Consider the following 15,335-nt stretch of genomic DNA (forward strand, 5'->3'; position numbering starts at 1 on the left):
CACTGCCGGATCCCGACCTCGACGTGTACCTGCTCGACACCGACCTCACCGCCGCCCTGCGCGCCGACGCCCGGGCCGGCCTCACCGCAACCCCGAAGACCCTCCCGCCGAAGTACTTCTACGACGCCCGCGGCAGCGAGCTGTTCGAGCAGATCACCCGCCTGCCCGAGTACTACCCGACCCGCGCCGAACGCTCGATCCTCGCCGACCGGGCCTCGTCGATCGCCCGCATCACCGGCGCGAAGACCCTCGTCGAGCTCGGCTCGGGCTCCTCGGAGAAGACCCGCCTGCTGCTCGACGCGCTGCGCGACGCCGGGACACTGGGCTCCTTCGCCCCGCTCGACGTGTCGGCCGCCGCCCTCCGCGACGCCGTGGGCGTGCTCCGGACCGCATACCCCGACCTGCACATCCACGGCATCGTCGCCGACTTCGTCCACCACCTGGAGACCCTGCCTGACACCGGCGACCGCCTGGTCGCCTTCCTCGGCGGCACGATCGGCAACTTCACCCCCGCCGAACGCGCCCCCTTCCTCGCCGCGCTCCGCGCCCGCCTCAACCCCGGCGAGTGGTTCCTGCTCGGCGCCGACCTCGTGAAGTCCCCCTCCATCCTCGTCCCCGCCTACGACGACGCTGCCGGCGTCACCGCCGAGTTCAACCGCAACGTCCTGCACGTCCTCAACCGCACCCTCGACGCTGATTTCGATGTCGCCGCCTTCGAGCACGTCGCCCTCTGGGACCCCGTCAACGAGTGGATCGAGATGCGCCTGCGCTCCACCACCGCGCAGCAGGTCCACGTCGCCGCCCTCGACCTGACGGTCACCTTCACCGCCGGCGAGGAACTCCGCACCGAGGTCTCCGCCAAGTTCCGCCAGGCCGGCCTGACCGCCGAACTCGCCGAGGCCGGCTTCACCGTCCGCCACTGGTGGACCGACCGCGCGGAACGGTTCGCCCTGACCCTGGCCACCGCCACGTAGCCCTCCTCCCCCACGGCCGCCTCGGCGCAACTCTCCTACCCCACGGCCACGGCGGCGTTGGTCCTTCTGCCCCCGCGGCCGCGCCGGCATGGCTCTCCTACCCACGGCCGCGGCGGCATCGGCCTTCTGGCCGCGCGGCCGCGGCGGCGTAGCTCTCCTACCCCGCGGCCGCGGCGGCGCTGGTCTTCTACCCGCGGCCGCTTCGGCGTTTGTCTCCTGCCCCACGACCGCGGCGCAGCCCTCCTGCCCGCGGCCACTTCGGCGTTGTCTCCTGTCCCACGGCCGCGGCGCAGCCCTCCCGTGTCGCGGTCGCCGCCCTGGCCACCGCAGCCACGCCCCCACTCCCCCGAACCGCCCCGCCACTACTCCTCCCCCATGACCCCAAGACCACTTCCAACCAGCCGCCAACCGCCGAACCCAGCGGCCCCGACACCACTACGACCAGCCGCCAGCCATCCAACCCAGCGGTCCCGCCACCACGCTCGGCGCGGCGTTGTCTCGCCGATGTGCCGAGGCTGCTCTGCCCGTCGTCATCCCGCCCGCGTCGCCCGCCTGTCCATCCTCAGGTGCGCTGCTCAGCTCCGGCTGCTCAGCTCCGGCTGCTCAGGCCCGGGCGCTCGGGTCCGGCTGCTCGGGTCCGGCTGCTCGGGTCCGGCTGCTCGGGTCCGGCTGCTCGGGTCCGGCTGCTCGGGTCCGGCTGCTCAGCGCGACTTCAGCGCCGTTTCAGCGGGCCGCCCCATGCTTCCGGGCATGACCGCATCGCCCCCCACACGGACCGTCTTCGTCGGCACGCCGGCGTTGCTCGGCCCGATCGACGGTGTGACCCGCTGCGCCTTCTGGACCGGCGAACCCGTCGAGCACGGCGTCGACTCCGCCCGCCTGATCGGCGTAGACCTGGCTCGTGCCCCATACTCGGCCGCCAAGGAGTTCGCCCGGGCTGACGTCGAGGTCGACGACTGCTTCAGCGCTCCCGACCGCGACACCGACGGGTCGGCCCTCGGCCCCGCGTGGCCCGAACTCCGCCGCACCGGCACCGCCTACCTGGCAACCGCCTTCATCGACCGCATCCCTCCTTCACTGCGCCCCACCCCGGTCTCCACCGGCTTCACGGGTGCCGCATACGAGTGCCAATCCGTCGTGTCCTGGCCCGGCACCCCGACCCGCAGGCCGGCAACCGCGACGCCGGCCATGCGCCGAGCTCCTCGAACAACGAGGCGCCCCCGCCCAACTCGCCGTCTTCCCGCCGGTCCGCTCCACCGACCCGGCGACGTCCCCGGTCACGACGTGGCTCGACCTCGCTTCCCCGGCACACTGCGACGCCAGACAAGCGAGCCTCACCACCATCGGTGGCCCCGTAACCCGGGCGCCTGGTTCCTGATCGCCGGCCGTGTCCCTTCCCCTGCAACTGCCAACGGGAGCACCGCATGATGAACCATCACCTGCCGCACACCACCGTCCTCACGAGCGCGATCGCCCCGAGGTTCCCACCGTGGGCAGGCCCCAGCCGCCTCGCACCGTCGGCCTGATCGGCCGGCCCGCGCCTGACCTCGACCATCAGCCGTTCACCGACCCCGGCGGCCGAAGCCACGCGCGTTGCCTCACCTTCTGGCAGCCCGGCGACGGCAACACTCCGCCGCAGGTCGGTGGCGATCTCGGCGCGGACCGGACCACCGCAGGCCATCCATTGGCGGTCCGGCCCCTCGGCTGCCAGACCGCGGTGACCGAACCGGCCCGCCGCACACTGCGACTGCTGTCACGGGTGCTGGGCCTTCCCACGTACGGCACGCTCGTCCCCTCCTCAACAGCCACTCCGACGCGTCGGAGCGGTCGCCCCGGTTCGCGCACGTACTCGCCGCCGGCTGCCCCCGCCACCATCGACAGGAGCACCACATGCGCCAGCTTCACTCAACGCATTCGCCGTCGTGCCACCCTCAGCGGCGCGGCACACACCGCCGGACCTGGTGCCGCCGCGAGCGGCTTCGCCGCACCTGGCACCCACGGACCTGGCAACGCAGGCAGTGACCCGCCGCCCGCAGCCGCCGAGGGCAATGACCCAGCAGACACCCCGCCCGCGGCCTCGGCCGCGGCCTTACAGGCACCCCACCCGCGGCCGAGGCCCTGCAGACAACCCAGGCGAGGCGCAGCCCACAGACGCCACCAGGCGCAGCCGACAGACCTCGGCCGGGCGCAGCCCCCAGAAACCCCCTGCCTGGCGCAACCCGCAGACACTCCCTGCCTGGCGGAACCCGCAGACACGTGGCCAGGCGCACCTCGGCAGGGCGCAGCCCACAGACCACCCGGGACAGGCGCAGCCCACAAGGTGCCGGCAGGCACCGTCCGCAGACACTCGGCCGGTGCGACCCACAGACGCTCGGCGCGCACCACCGGACGGGCGTCGACCAGCACCGGCCCGCGACTGCAGTCCGCGCGACGTCAGTCCGCAGGCGGCCTGCGGTCAAGCAGCGTCACCGCGCCGGTGGGCCGTCGGTCTCACCGGCCGAAGGCGGTAAGCTGGACGCCTCGCCCGCCACTGGCGCTGAATACACGATCCTGATCTCGGTGGTGCGATACCCGGCCCGGACGAACGCGGCCGCCATCGGCGTGTTGGCCGCGTCGGTGGTCGCGGTGATGACCTGCGCGCCGTCGGCGGCATGGAGGCGCGTGATCTCGCCGAGGATGTCATCGACATAGCCGCGGCCTCGCATCTCGGGCACAACGCCGAGATACCCCACATTGCGGTGATACGGCGTCGCCGACGGCACCGCCAGCCCCACCAGCACCCCGTCGGCGGTCGTGGCGATCCGCCACCACGAACGGTCCCCAGGGCACCCGAGACAGAAGTTCATCTCGGCGCGTGCGGCGGCATCGACGCCATCGGCGGCGACGGTGCGCCGCGTCTGCGCGTCGAGGCTGCCTGACGCGACCCGGCGGAACGCGTGCAGGAACTCCTCGTCGCTCGCCTCCTTGAACACCAGACGGTCACCCTTCCCGACGGTCACCGTCCCGACGTCACCCCCCTCCGAGGCGGAGGGACCGACCGGCCCGGGTGTCCACTCGAACCGCAGCCGCTCCACCTCGTCGGTCAGCCCGGCGGCGACTGCCGCGTCCCGCCGCCAGCCGACGGCCGCCGTCGTCGCGGGGTCGTCCCGCCAGCCCGCGGCCACCGACACGGTGAACTGCGGCGCCACCGGCGCGCCCAGCGCCGACATCCCCGCGCCGAGCAGCTCCGCCGCAAGCGCTGCGCGGTCTGGCACCGACGGATCGACGCTGAGACAGTCGAGCGCGACCGGATGGGTGTCATTGGCCAGTCCCCACCACAATGCCCTGGCGATGATCTGGCCGTCGCGCTCGGCGATCCAGGTCCACTCCGGCCGGTACATGTGCGCGGCGAGATCGGCCCGGAAGCGCTCGGCGCTGATCCAGCCGACCGGCTCGTCGACGACGACAGCGGCGACCCGGTCGATGTCGCCGGGTGTCGCGGCTCGGATCATGGCGTCACCCGCTCGTACGTCATGAACGCGACACCGGTGTCGAACGTGCGCGTGCCGGCCAGCCGGAACGGCATGGGCTTGAACGGCGCGGCGAACAGCGGCACGCCGGAGCCGATCGCGACCGGATTGACCTTGAGGATCAGCTCGTCGATCTCGCCGACCAGCTGCGAGGCCAGCGCGCCGCCGCCGCACAGCCAGATGTCGAGCCCTTCGCGCCGCTTCAGGTCACGGACGAACTCGGCGGGATCGGTGTCTCCGCCCAGGAACGTGACCGTCGGGTCGACGTCGGTGAGCGTCCTGGAGAAGACGAACTGCTCCAGATGTCGATAGGGGCTGGTGATGCCGATCGCGAGGCCGGGCTCATAGGTGCCACGGCCCATCACGACCGTGCCGAACCGCTTGTTGGGCACGCCTTCCAAGCCGAGCGGCACCCGGGCGTGCGTGGGCATGGTCTCGGGCCACGCGGCGAGGATCGCCGCCGCCGAGTCGTCCTCGAACCCGAAGAAGTCGAACTGTCCGTCGGGGCCTGCGATGAAGCCGTCGAGCGTGACGGCAACCAGGTAGGTCAGCTTTCGCATGTCCACCACTCACTTCGTTTGATGTACTGTGGATGAAGTGGTTTGAATGTAGTACTGTACTTGCAGTGGTGTCAACCAGACCGCATGGAAGGACTCAGCGATGCGTCAGAACCCCGCCAGACGGACCGCCCTGCTCGACGCCGCGATCGAGGTCCTTGCCGACGAGGGGTCGCGCGGGCTGACGCTGCGCGCGGTGGACCAGCGGGCAGAGGTGCCGACCGGCACGACGTCCAACTACTTCAGCAACCGCGCCGACCTGCTGGAGCAGCTCATGGTCCGGGTGCGTGAGCGACTCACGCCCGACCCGGTGGAGCTTGCCGAGACGATGCGCGCGACACCGTCCCGCGATCTCGTGAAGAAGCTCATGCACCAGCTGCTCGACAGGACCCGCCGGGAGCGCAGCAGCCACCTCGCCCTGCTGGAGTTACGGCTGGAGGCGACCCGCCGGCCCGAGCTCGACACGATGCTGACCAGGTTCTTCACGGCGGATCTGGAGGCGAATGTCGCGTTCCACGTCGACGCGGGCCTGCCCGGTGACAGCGGTTCGGTGCTGCTGCTCTATCTGGGCATGCTCGGCCTGATCGTCGACGACCTCACCGTGCCCGAGGTGCTGCGGCCGCACGGAGTGGAGGCGCTCGTCGACAGCCTGGTCGACCGCATGTTCCCGCCGCCTGCCGAGGCGGAGGTGGTCGACCAGGGTTGAGGCAGCAGCCGGGGCGCGCGGAGCAGTGCGGCGGCCGTCAGGTGCGGCAACGGCCAGGCGAAAGGTCGTGACGCCAACGTCGCGCCGGTCGATGAGCAGCGACTACCAGTCGTTGCCCTCGTCGGAGGTCGGGCGGGGTCGGGCGGACGTTCCGGCCGCGCGGTGACGCGCACGGGTCGAGGAGGGCCGCGGCAGCGACGGATCGGTCACGGGGGCGAGCGCCATCCGCACCGGGGGCTCGGCCGTGGGCGCGGATGTCGTCGTGTCCAGGTTTTGCGACTGTACGACACCCCGCAGCCGCCGGGGCGAATGCCGTGACGGCGACGAGTCGGTCCAGGCATGCGCAACGGGCTGATCGACCGTCCAGGAGTGCGCGACGGGCCGGTCGCCCGTCCGGTCATGCGCGACGGGCTGGTCGCTCGCCCAGGAGTGCGCGACGGGCCGGTCGCTCGTCCGGTCATGCGCGACAGTCCGGTCACCCGCCCAGGAGTGCGCGACAGGCTGGTCGCCCGTCCAGGAGTGCGCGACGGGCTGGTCGCCCGTCCGGTCATGCGCAAAGAGCCGGTCGCCCGTCGAGGAGTGTGCGACGGGCCGGTCGCCCGTCCGATCGTTCGCGATGGGCTGATCGCCTGTCCAGGCGTGGGCGCGGGCCCATTCCGGCGTGCTTGACGGCTGCTGCGAAGCGAAAGGCTCCGCCCGGGACGGTGAGGGCGCGGGAACCGAGTGAGAGGAGTGTGACGGCGACGGTTGGAGGTGGTTCGCGGAGGTCCGGGAGCGGGCGGTGATGCGGTCGTCCAGGGCGGGACGCGGGGCGGGGACGTTGTGCAGCGGCTGCGGCGCGAACCGGGGCGGTGTCGGGAACGCGGGCGGTGGAGCGATCGCGTTCCCGTGGAATCGCGGCTGGGCGGTGGGCGTCGAGCGACGGCGCCGGCGCGCCGAGGCGGGCACGGACGGAGCGCCGTGTGCGCCGGGTGAGGACAGGTCAGGGTCGGCCGGGAAAAGGTGAGTGGAAGGCCAAGGTGCGTGAACGGGGACAGGGGCCATGGTCGGGAACGGGGAATTGAGCTCGGTGTACGTCCTGGCGGCTGCCGGGTGCGGCCCGGAGAGGCGGGTCGGGGTGCGGCGACGGCTGTACGCGCGGCACGCGCCGATGATCGCGGTCACCGTCAGCGACAGCGGGGCGAGCAGGACGGCCAGGCCGATGAGCATCGGGCCGCCGGTGAAGAGGACCTTGGCCGACCAACCGGCGAGCGCGAGGCCGAAAGTGACGCACACGAGGCGGAGCCGGGACGCGTTGCCGGGCAGGAAACCGGCTGCGGCGGTGATGAGACCGGCGATCACGTAGCAGACGAGGAACAGGGTCCCCGCCGTGCTGCCGAGGTGCGAAACGTTCTGGTGCACAAATCCCTCCGAGCCGTACAAACCGTTCCGTCAATAACGGTAGGTGATCGGTTGCGGGCCGGTTGTCAGCAGTTCGGGCGGGGTTGGGCGCGACGGGGGCGACGGGTTGCCGCGGCGACGGCGGCGGGTTGCACGCGGGTGAGAGTGGTGATCCTCGCGACGGTCCGGGTGCCGCGCGGTGTGCCGATTGCGTGCTTGGGTGAGCGATCGGGTACACCTTTGTGCATGACCGCCGCGCCCTCCCTCGTCGCCGACCGATATCGCCTTTTTGAACCACTTGGGGCGGGCGGAATGGGCAGGGTGTGGCGGGCCCGGGATGAGACGCTCGGGCGGGACGTCGCCGTGAAGCAGATCATCCTGCCGCCGGAGCTGCTCGACAACGCGCGGGACGTCGCGATGGAGCGGACGTTGCGCGAGGCGCGGGCGGCCGCGAGGCTCACCCATCCGAATGTGGTCCGCGTGTACGACGTGCTCGCGTTCGACGGGCAGCCGTGGCTCGTCATGGAGTACGTGCCGTCGCGGTCGCTCGACCAGACGCTGCGTGCCGACGGGCCGCTCCCCCCGCGGCGGGTCGCCGAGATCGGCCTCGCCGTGCTCGCCGCGCTGCAGGCGGCGCACCGCGTCGGCGTACACCACCGGGACATCAAGCCGGGCAACGTCCTGCTCGGCGACGACGGCCGGGTCGTGCTCACCGACTTCGGCATCGCGCGGATCGAGGGCGACGGCCACGTCACGCGCACCGGGCTGGTGCTCGGTTCGCCGGAGTACATCGCCCCCGAGCGCGCCCGGGACGGCACAGCGGGCGCCGCGGGAGACCTGTGGTCGCTGGGGGCGACGCTGTACGCGGCGGTGGAGGGGCGTTCGCCGTACGGGCGCGGGTCCGCCATGGAGACGCTGATGGCGCTCGCGTCGGACGAGCTCGACCCACCGCAGCGGGCCGGGGCGCTCGCGCCGGCGCTGCGTGGGTTGCTGCGCAAGGACCCGCGGGCACGGGCCGGGTTCGCCGAGACCGAGGAGCGCCTCCGCGCCGTCCTCGCCGCGCCCACCGAGCGCCGCCGCCGGTCCTGGCTGAGCGGCTGGGGCCGTTCAACGCCGGCGCCCGCTCCGACCGCAGCACCGCCCGTCACGCCGGTCCCCGCACAGCGCCCCGCCCTGGAGCCGCCGACGGTCGTGCAGCCCCGCACCCGGCTGGACCCGCCGACGGTGGTGCAGCCGCCGATTCCAGTGCCGGCACCCGCTCCAGCGGCGGAGTTCGCGTCGGTACCGCCAGCGCCCGCCGACCTCGATCCCGTGCTGGACGAGCCGGCGGCTTCCGTGCCTGCCCCACGACAGGAAGCGGCAACGGACGGTTCGCGGGCTGCCGCGGACGACCTCTTGGCGGCGCCGGCCATCGACCCGGCCACGGAGACTGAGGCTGCAGCGGACCCGGAACTCGAGCCGCACGCCGAGGTCGAGCCGGAGACTGTGCTCGCGCCTGCGGAAGAGTCCGAGGCCGAGCCGGAGGCTGCGCCCGCGGAGGAGGCCGAGCCGGAGGCTGTGCTCGCGGAGGAGGCTGTGCTCGCGCCCGCGGAGGAGACCGAGGCCGAGCCGGAGGCAGACCAGGCGACCGAGGCGGAGGCGGAGGCGGAGTCTGAGCTTCAGCCGGAGCCTGCGACTGCCGGGGCATCGGCGGCTGCGACCGAGTCCGCGACCGAGCCGGAAGGTGAGCCTCTGCCGGAACCGGTGAGCGCGGCCGGCCTGCGCGACGGGGGCGCAGAAGAGGCCGGCCTTGAGCCCGTCTCAGCGTCGCAGGCGGCACCGGAGGCTGCGGTCGCGGCGGAGGAACCTGAGCCGGAAGCTGAGGTTCAGCCGGAGCCGGAGTCTGCGATCGCACCGGCGGCGGAGGCTGAGCTCGACCCCGCGACAGAGCCGGAACCCGAGCATGTGGCTGGGCTGCACGCCGGGTCGTCGCCGGAGCCCGAAGATGCGGCTGCACCGCGTGCCGAGCCGGAGGCTGCGTTCGCGGCCGTGGCGGAGCCCGAGGCTGAGCGCGTGGAGGCGGAGCCCACAACCGAGCGCGTCGAGGCGGAGCCGGAAGTCGCGGCGGAACCCGAGGCGAACCACGTCGTGGTGGCGCCCGAGCCTGAGCGCGTAGAGGCCGAGCCGGAGGTCGTGCCGGAACCCACGACCGAGCACGTCGTGGCGGAGCCGGAAGTCGTGGCGGAGCCGGACATCGTGGCGGAGCCCGAGGTCGTGGCGGACCTGCGGACCGAGCGAGTCCACGCGGAGCCGCAGACCGAGCGAACTCACGCAGAGCCGGAGACCGCGCGAGTCCACGCGGAGCCGGAAGTCGCGGCGGAGTCCGAGACCAAGCGGCTCCGCGACGAGCCCGAGGTCCAGGGGCTCGCCGGCAAGGCGGCGCGGCGCGAGGCCGGAGCGGCGGGCGGCGGGAAGATCGCGCGGGCCGACGCACCGGCCGGCACGTCCAACGCGGAAGGCAAGCGGCCGCCGGTTGTGGTGGCTACGGCTGTGCCATCAGTTGGGGGCGGTGCCCGTACCGACGCGAAACCGCGAACCAAGGTCCTTGCGGCGGTCGCGGGAGGGCTCGTGATCGTCGTGCTGGCGGCGTGGCTGGTGCTGCGGTCGGGTGGGGACGACAGCAACCGGACCGCGGCGCCGGCGAGTTCGGCGGATGCGGGGGCGACCGTGACGGCGACGGGCGGGGGGACGAGCGCGCCGGCCGGGTCGCCGAGTGCGGTGCCGTCGAGCGAGCCCGCGGGGGGTGCGCCGTCGCCGGCCGCGCCCTCTTCGCCCGCCGGTGGAGGGAACGGGGCGGGGCAGTTGCCGCCGCTGCCCGCCGGGTGGGTCGACTACCACGATCCGTCGGGGTTCTCGGTGTACGTGCCGGCGGGCTGGCGGCAGAGCAAGGAAGGCACGATGGTGTACTTCCGCGGCAACGGGCGGGTGCTGGGCATCGACCAGACCGACAAGCCGAAGTCGGACCCGGTGCGGGACTGGCAGACGCAGCGGGACTCGCGGGTGGCGGGCGGCGACTTCCCCGGATACGTTGAGATCCACATCCAGCCGGTGCAGTACTTCGTGACGGCGGCGGACTGGGAGTTCACGTTCGCGAAGAACGGCACGCGCCAGCACGTCAACAACCGTGGTGTGGTGACGTCGCCGAAGCAGGCGTACGGCTTCTACTGGCAGACCACCGACGCCGACTGGGCCGCGGCCCGGCCGGATCTCGACCTGGTGTTCGCCAGCTTCCGCCCGAAGGTCTGAGGCGCCGGCCGCCGCGGCTGCGTTGCGAATGGGGGGACATGAGCGACTTGTGGCCGGCGGACACGCCGGGCTTGCTGCGGCTGCCGTCGGGGTTGACCGTCCGGGGGCGGCCGCTGTCCAAGCCGGTCCCGGACGGGCCTGTGCCGACGCTCGGCGTGTACGCGCTCGGCCGCGAGCCGGCGGCGACGAGCTGGCCGGCCCGCTGGGTGCGCTGGCCCGACTTCGGCCTGCCGAAGGACCGCGACGAGCTGCGGGCAGCCCTCGCCGAGGCGCTGGTGGAGGCCCGCACGGGCAGGGTCGAGTTCGGCTGCGGGGGCGGTCGCGGCAGGACCGGGACCGCCCTCGCGTGCCTGGCGGTGCTGGACGGCGTGCCGGCGGGCGAGGCCGTCGCGTACGTCCGCCGGCACTACTCCCGTCACGCCGTCGAGACGCCGTGGCAGCGCGGGTTCGTGAAGCGGTTCAATTGACCGACGCGGACAGCTTCTCGATGGCCGCGGGGCTGAACGCCTCTCCGGCGAACACCGACAGGCGCGCCAGCGGCAGGCTCCCCATCAGCGTCAGCATCTCCGGGTCGGCGGCGGTGTTCGCCATCACGCCCGCCTCGCCGCTGCCGGCCAGGGCCGCGAACACCTCGCCGAGCGCCTGGGCGCCCCGCGGGTCGCTGAGCCATTCGGCGATCGTCGACTCGCCGGTCAGCGGCACCCGGGCGTCGTCGCCGGTGACGGTGGCCGTGGCGGAGACGCGCAGGTCGCGCGACGAGGCGCCGATCTCCACCTGGTACGTGCCGCCCTCGACCACCCAGCGGGACAGCCGGACGTCCCAGTAGGCGAGGTCGTCGCGGGCGATCGGCAGGTCCACCTCGACGGTCTCGCCGGCGGCGATCGCCACGCTGGCGAACGCCTTGAGCTCCCTCGGTGCGCGGCGGACCCGTGAATCGGCGAGGGAGACGTACGCCTGCACGACCTCGCGGCCGTCGCGGTCGCCGGTGTTCGTGACGCTGAGCCGCACGTTCAGCCCGCCGTCGGTGGCGGTGACGGTCGCCGGGCCGTAGGCGAACGTGGTGTAGGACAGGCCGTGGCCGAACGGGTACGCGACCTGCTGCCCCCGGGCGTCGAAGCCGCGGTACCCGATGTGGATGCCCTCGCCGTAGCGGACGTGTCCGGCCTCGCCGGGGAAGTCCAGGTGGGACGGGTGGTCGGCGAGGTGCAGCGGGATCGTCTCGGTGAGCCGGCCCGACGGGTTGACCCGGCCGAACAGCACGTCGGCGATCGCTCCGCCACCGGCCTGGCCGAGCAGCCAGCCCTCGACGATGGCGGGCACCGCCGCGTCCCACGGGCCGGTGCGCAGGACGGCGCCGTTGGAGAGCACGACGACGGTGCGCGGGTTGGCGGCGGCGACCCGTTCGATCAGCTCGACGTGCGCGGCCGGCAGGTCGATCGACTCGCGGTCGGCGCCTTCGGTCTCGCGTTCGGTGCCGGCGAAGACGAGCGCGACGGCCGCGTCCCGGGCCAGGGCGACCGCGGCGTCGACGTCGTCGTAGCCGGGTGCGAACGTGACGGGCCCCTCGGCCAGGGCGGTGATCTCGTCGAGAGCGTTGTCGAGCCTGGTGGGGTTGATCTGTGAGCTGCCGCCGCCCTGGAAGCGGGGCGTCCGCGCGAACTCGCCCAGCACCGCGATCGTGCCCTCGCGCCGTCCGAGCGGCAGCACGCCGCCGTCGTTCTTGAGCAGGACGATGCCGCGCCCGGCCACCTCACGGGCGAGCGCGTGGTGCTCGTCCTTGTCATAGGCGGCGGCGGTACGGGCGGCTTCGGCCCTGTCCGTACCGGCGGCTTCGGCCTTGTCGGCACCGGCGGCTTCGGGCTTGCCGGCACGGGCGGCGAGCGCTGCTCGTACCAATGCGGAGACCCGCGACACGGCGGTGTCCAGCGTCGACTCGGGCAGGTGGCCACTGCGGACCGCCTCCACGAGCCGGCGGTCGCCCTCGGGGTCGGGGCCGGGCATGGTGAGGTCGAGGCCGGCGCGGACCGCCTCGACCCGGTCGGCGACGGCGCCCCAGTCGGACACGACGAGCCCTTCGTAGCCCCACTCGCCGCGCAGCACCTCGGTGAGCAGCCAGTGGTGCTGGGAGGCGAGGACACCGTTGACGCGGTTGTAGGCGCACATGACCGTCCACGGCTTGGCCTGCGTGACCACCCGCTGGAACGCGCGCAGGTAGATCTCGCGCAGCGTGCGCTCGTCGACGTCGGCGGAGACACGCATGCGGTCGGTCTCCTGGCTGTTGACCGCGAAGTGCTTCAGCGAGGCGCCGACGCCGCGGCTCTGCAGACCCTTGACCCATTCGGTGGCGAGGATGCCGGTCAGCAGCGGGTCCTCGGCGAAGTACTCGAAGTTGCGGCCGCCGAGCGGGCTGCGCTTCAGGTTGATGCCCGGGCCGAGCAGGACCTGGACGTCCATCGCGCGAGCCTCGTCGCCGAGCGCCTCGCCGACCCTTCTGGCCAGCTGCGCGTCCCAGGTCGAGCCGAGCGCGACGGCGGGCGGGAAGCACGTGGCCGGCTCGCTGTCGAGGATGCCGCCTCCCGGCGCCGCCTTCCTGACCCCGTGCGGGCCGTCGGTCAGCATGATGTCCGGCACGCCGGTGACGGCGGTGCTGCGCCAGAAGCTGCTGCCGCTGGTGACGGCGGCCTTCTCCTCGAGGTCCATGGCGTCTCGTCTCCCACGTCTCGCACTACTGAGTACTTGTAAAGTAATAGGTACCCGGTAAGGTAGCGCTACGGGGCTCGATGCGACAAGAGGAAGCGACTGGGATGGCACGGCACGACCGGACCCGCCTGCCCGCGGCCGAACGACGCCGGCAGATCCTCACCGCCGCCACGCGTCTGGTGGCGGAGCGCGGCTTCTGGGGCCTGTCGATGCAGGACGTCGCGACCGCCTGCGGCCTGACGGTGCCGGGCCTGCTGCACCACGTCGGCTCGAAGGACGGTCTGCTCATCGCGATCCTCGAACACCGCGACGCCGAGGACGCCCGAGCCCTGGACTCCCTGCTCACCGGCGCTTCGGGTGCCACCGACGTCTCGGGTTCCGAAGGCGCAACGTCTTCGACCGGCGCTACGCCTTCGGCGGGTGCTACGCCTTCGGTGGGCGCTGCGTGCTCCGCCGGCGCATCGGGTCTCACCGGCGCTTCGGGGGCGACGCTGCGGGAGGTGTGCGCGGCCGTGGTGCGGCGCAACGCTTCGCAGCCGGAGATCGTGCGGTTGTTCGCGGTGCTCCAGGCGGAGTCGCTCACCCCTGACCACCCCGCGCACGACTACTTCGTCGCGCGGCAGCAGCGCATCCTGGACGAGATCACCGCCCTGGCGAAGACCGCCGACGCCACCGTCCCGCCCGAGACGACGGCACGGCGGATCATCGCACTGATGGACGGGGTGCAGCTGCAGTGGCTGCGCTCCCCCGGCTCCGACCTGGTCCAGCTCTGGGCCGCGACGGCCGACGGCCTACTACCCGCCTGACGAGCTCCTGGGCTCGGGGTGTTCCGGCTTCTCGGGATGCTCCGGCGTCTCGGGGCGCTCCGGCGTTTCGGGATGCTCCGGCGTTTCGGGGCGTTCCGGCGATTCGGGGGTGAGGGCGTGGACGAGGGCCGCGATCGCGTAGCGGGGCAGGTCCAGCAGCCGGGCCTCGAGCCACGCCTGAGGGACGAGCTCCGCGACCTTCGCCCTGGCTTCGTTCTTCGTCAGGCCGTGCTCCCGGACGAGCCCTTCCCGAAGCACATTGCCCAGCTTTCCGTGCGCGTGCCCGAGCAACCATCCCACCGCCGTGCGCGACCCGTCACGCACAGCTGTCGCCTCGACGATCGCGAGCCGCGGAGACGGCGTGCTACGACGGTATCGCAGCGTGTACTTGGCGGCGACGACTGCGCGTAGCGAGGCCTGACTCTTCGCATCGATGAGGTCTGGTGATTTGTTGGGGACCTGTAAGCTCAGGGAAGAGACATTGAGCGCCAGCAGCACCCGCAAGAGCCATGGGCCTGGATCGCCTGTGAGGTCGACCTGGTCCGGCACCGACCGCACCGGCGCCGCCAGCAGCTCCGCAGGCCCGCGCCCGACTGTCTCGCCCTCCAGTGAGTGCTCACCGTGGGTGTACATGTTGACGGCCGCCCCGCTCAGCCGCTTCTCCAGCACCTGCCAGGTCCGCGCCGTCGGCCTGCACACGTAGAGGTCGCTCGCGGACCCGACGGCCTGCGCGCCGTGGTACCGGTTGAACGCCGGTAGGATCGCTTCGACGGCCAGGTCCAGGTCGAGCACCGCCCGCTGCACCTTCACCCCGAGCGCCGGCGTGAGCGGGCTGAAGCCGTAGGCCATGACCAGCCGCCCGTTGGCCCGGTCCCGCAGCGCCTGCGCGCCGCGCCCGAGGAACAGCTGCACACCCTCCGGCGTGTACGGCGGGTCGGTGAAGACGAGATCCGCGGACTCGGCGACGACCGGGGGCAGGCCGAACCGCAGATCCGCGTGCCAGCACTCGACGGCGTACCCCCGCTCGGCCGCCCGCCCCGCGATGAATTCCAGCAGCCGCTCGTCGACGTCCACCACCGTGACGCGCACGTCGGACCTGACCGCGAGGACCGCGAGCGAGGTGAGGTCATGATCGCCGACGCAGACGAGGTGGGCGCCGGCCAGGTCGAACGTCTCGTCCAGCCACCGCGCCCGTTTCGCCGCGGTTTCTGCCGTTGCGGACACGTGGTCGAGAGCGCGGTCGGTGGGGACCTCGGCGATGAGCCGGGCCATGTCGGCGAGCAGGTCCGCGTCCGAGATGCCCGATGCGCCAGGCTCGACCTGCCCGACCTGCTCGACCCGCCCGGACGGCTCGACCTGCCGGGACGGCTCGGACGGCTCGGACGGCTCGACCCGGCCGGGCACCTGCCCAGATCGCT

At 72.8% G+C, this 15,335-nt stretch carries 9 protein-coding genes; 5 read left to right on the forward strand and 4 right to left on the reverse strand.

The window, feature by feature from the left end; all coding sequences use genetic code 11:
* The first annotated feature begins 2 nt into the window (after window positions 1-2).
* Window positions 3-974 carry an L-histidine N(alpha)-methyltransferase gene (gene egtD / locus ACFY3L_RS20830; protein ID WP_389327339.1) on the forward strand — a complete coding sequence of 324 codons (972 nt, stop codon included), beginning with the start codon at window positions 3-5 and terminating at the stop codon, window positions 972-974.
* 2,465 nt (window positions 975-3,439) lie between these two features.
* On the opposite strand, the gene ACFY3L_RS20835 is transcribed toward egtD, so the two are convergent.
* Together ACFY3L_RS20835 and ACFY3L_RS20840 are read right to left on the reverse strand one after the other, a co-directional pair.
* Entirely contained in the window at window positions 3,440-4,465 is a 1,026-nt protein-coding gene (locus ACFY3L_RS20835) for a GNAT family N-acetyltransferase (protein WP_389326203.1), read from the reverse strand.
* A complete protein-coding gene (locus tag ACFY3L_RS20840; RefSeq protein WP_389326206.1) occupies window positions 4,462-5,043 on the reverse strand; it encodes a dihydrofolate reductase family protein in 582 nt (193 codons plus the stop codon). Before ACFY3L_RS20840 ends, ACFY3L_RS20835 begins: the two co-directional genes overlap by 4 nt.
* A gap of 100 nt (window positions 5,044-5,143) precedes the next feature.
* On the opposite strand from ACFY3L_RS20840, the gene ACFY3L_RS20845 reads away from it, so the two are divergent.
* The 3 genes from ACFY3L_RS20845 to ACFY3L_RS20855 all read left to right on the forward strand — a co-directional run bounded on the left by ACFY3L_RS20845 (window position 5,144) and on the right by ACFY3L_RS20855 (window position 10,878).
* Window positions 5,144-5,746, forward strand: a complete 603-nt coding sequence (locus ACFY3L_RS20845) for a TetR/AcrR family transcriptional regulator (protein WP_389326209.1) — start codon at window positions 5,144-5,146, stop codon at window positions 5,744-5,746.
* Between the two features lie 1,092 nt (window positions 5,747-6,838).
* Complete coding sequence (locus ACFY3L_RS20850; protein ID WP_389326212.1) at window positions 6,839-10,411, forward strand: protein kinase; 3,573 nt, start codon at window positions 6,839-6,841, stop codon at window positions 10,409-10,411.
* 38 nt (window positions 10,412-10,449) lie between these two features.
* Window positions 10,450-10,878: a protein phosphatase gene (locus tag ACFY3L_RS20855; RefSeq protein ID WP_389326215.1), complete on the forward strand. Its 429-nt coding sequence runs from the start codon at window positions 10,450-10,452 to the stop codon at window positions 10,876-10,878.
* On the opposite strand, the gene ACFY3L_RS20860 is transcribed toward ACFY3L_RS20855, so the two are convergent.
* Window positions 10,871-13,111, reverse strand: a complete 2,241-nt coding sequence (locus ACFY3L_RS20860) for a glycoside hydrolase family 3 C-terminal domain-containing protein (RefSeq protein WP_389326218.1) — start codon at window positions 13,109-13,111, stop codon at window positions 10,871-10,873. The two genes, ACFY3L_RS20855 and ACFY3L_RS20860, sit on opposite strands and share 8 nt — an antisense overlap.
* A gap of 104 nt (window positions 13,112-13,215) precedes the next feature.
* On the opposite strand from ACFY3L_RS20860, the gene ACFY3L_RS20865 reads away from it, so the two are divergent.
* On the forward strand, window positions 13,216-13,917 hold the full coding sequence (locus ACFY3L_RS20865; protein WP_389326221.1) for a TetR/AcrR family transcriptional regulator: 702 nt from the start codon (window positions 13,216-13,218) through the stop codon (window positions 13,915-13,917).
* On the opposite strand, the gene ACFY3L_RS20870 is transcribed toward ACFY3L_RS20865, so the two are convergent.
* The coding region (locus ACFY3L_RS20870; RefSeq protein ID WP_389326224.1) for a bis-aminopropyl spermidine synthase family protein at window positions 13,906-15,335 on the reverse strand (1,430 nt) is incomplete at its 5' end. The genes ACFY3L_RS20865 and ACFY3L_RS20870 overlap by 12 nt on opposite strands.

The sequence above is a fragment of the Dactylosporangium sp. NPDC000521 genome (assembly GCF_042898305.1).
GTDB lineage: Bacteria > Actinomycetota > Actinomycetes > Mycobacteriales > Micromonosporaceae > Dactylosporangium.

What these genes read in the sequence shown, in the direction of transcription:
- ACFY3L_RS20865 (WP_389326221.1), top strand. Translation starts at nt 13,216, where the DNA reads ATGGCACGGCACGACCGGACCCGCCTGCCCGCGGCCGAACGACGCCGG.
- ACFY3L_RS20860 (WP_389326218.1), bottom strand. Translation starts at nt 13,111, where the DNA reads ATGGACCTCGAGGAGAAGGCCGCCGTCACCAGCGGCAGCAGCTTCTGG.
- ACFY3L_RS20840 (WP_389326206.1), bottom strand. Translation starts at nt 5,043, where the DNA reads ATGCGAAAGCTGACCTACCTGGTTGCCGTCACGCTCGACGGCTTCATC.
- ACFY3L_RS20835 (WP_389326203.1), bottom strand. Translation starts at nt 4,465, where the DNA reads ATGATCCGAGCCGCGACACCCGGCGACATCGACCGGGTCGCCGCTGTC.
- ACFY3L_RS20855 (WP_389326215.1), top strand. Translation starts at nt 10,450, where the DNA reads ATGAGCGACTTGTGGCCGGCGGACACGCCGGGCTTGCTGCGGCTGCCG.
- ACFY3L_RS20845 (WP_389326209.1), top strand. Translation starts at nt 5,144, where the DNA reads ATGCGTCAGAACCCCGCCAGACGGACCGCCCTGCTCGACGCCGCGATC.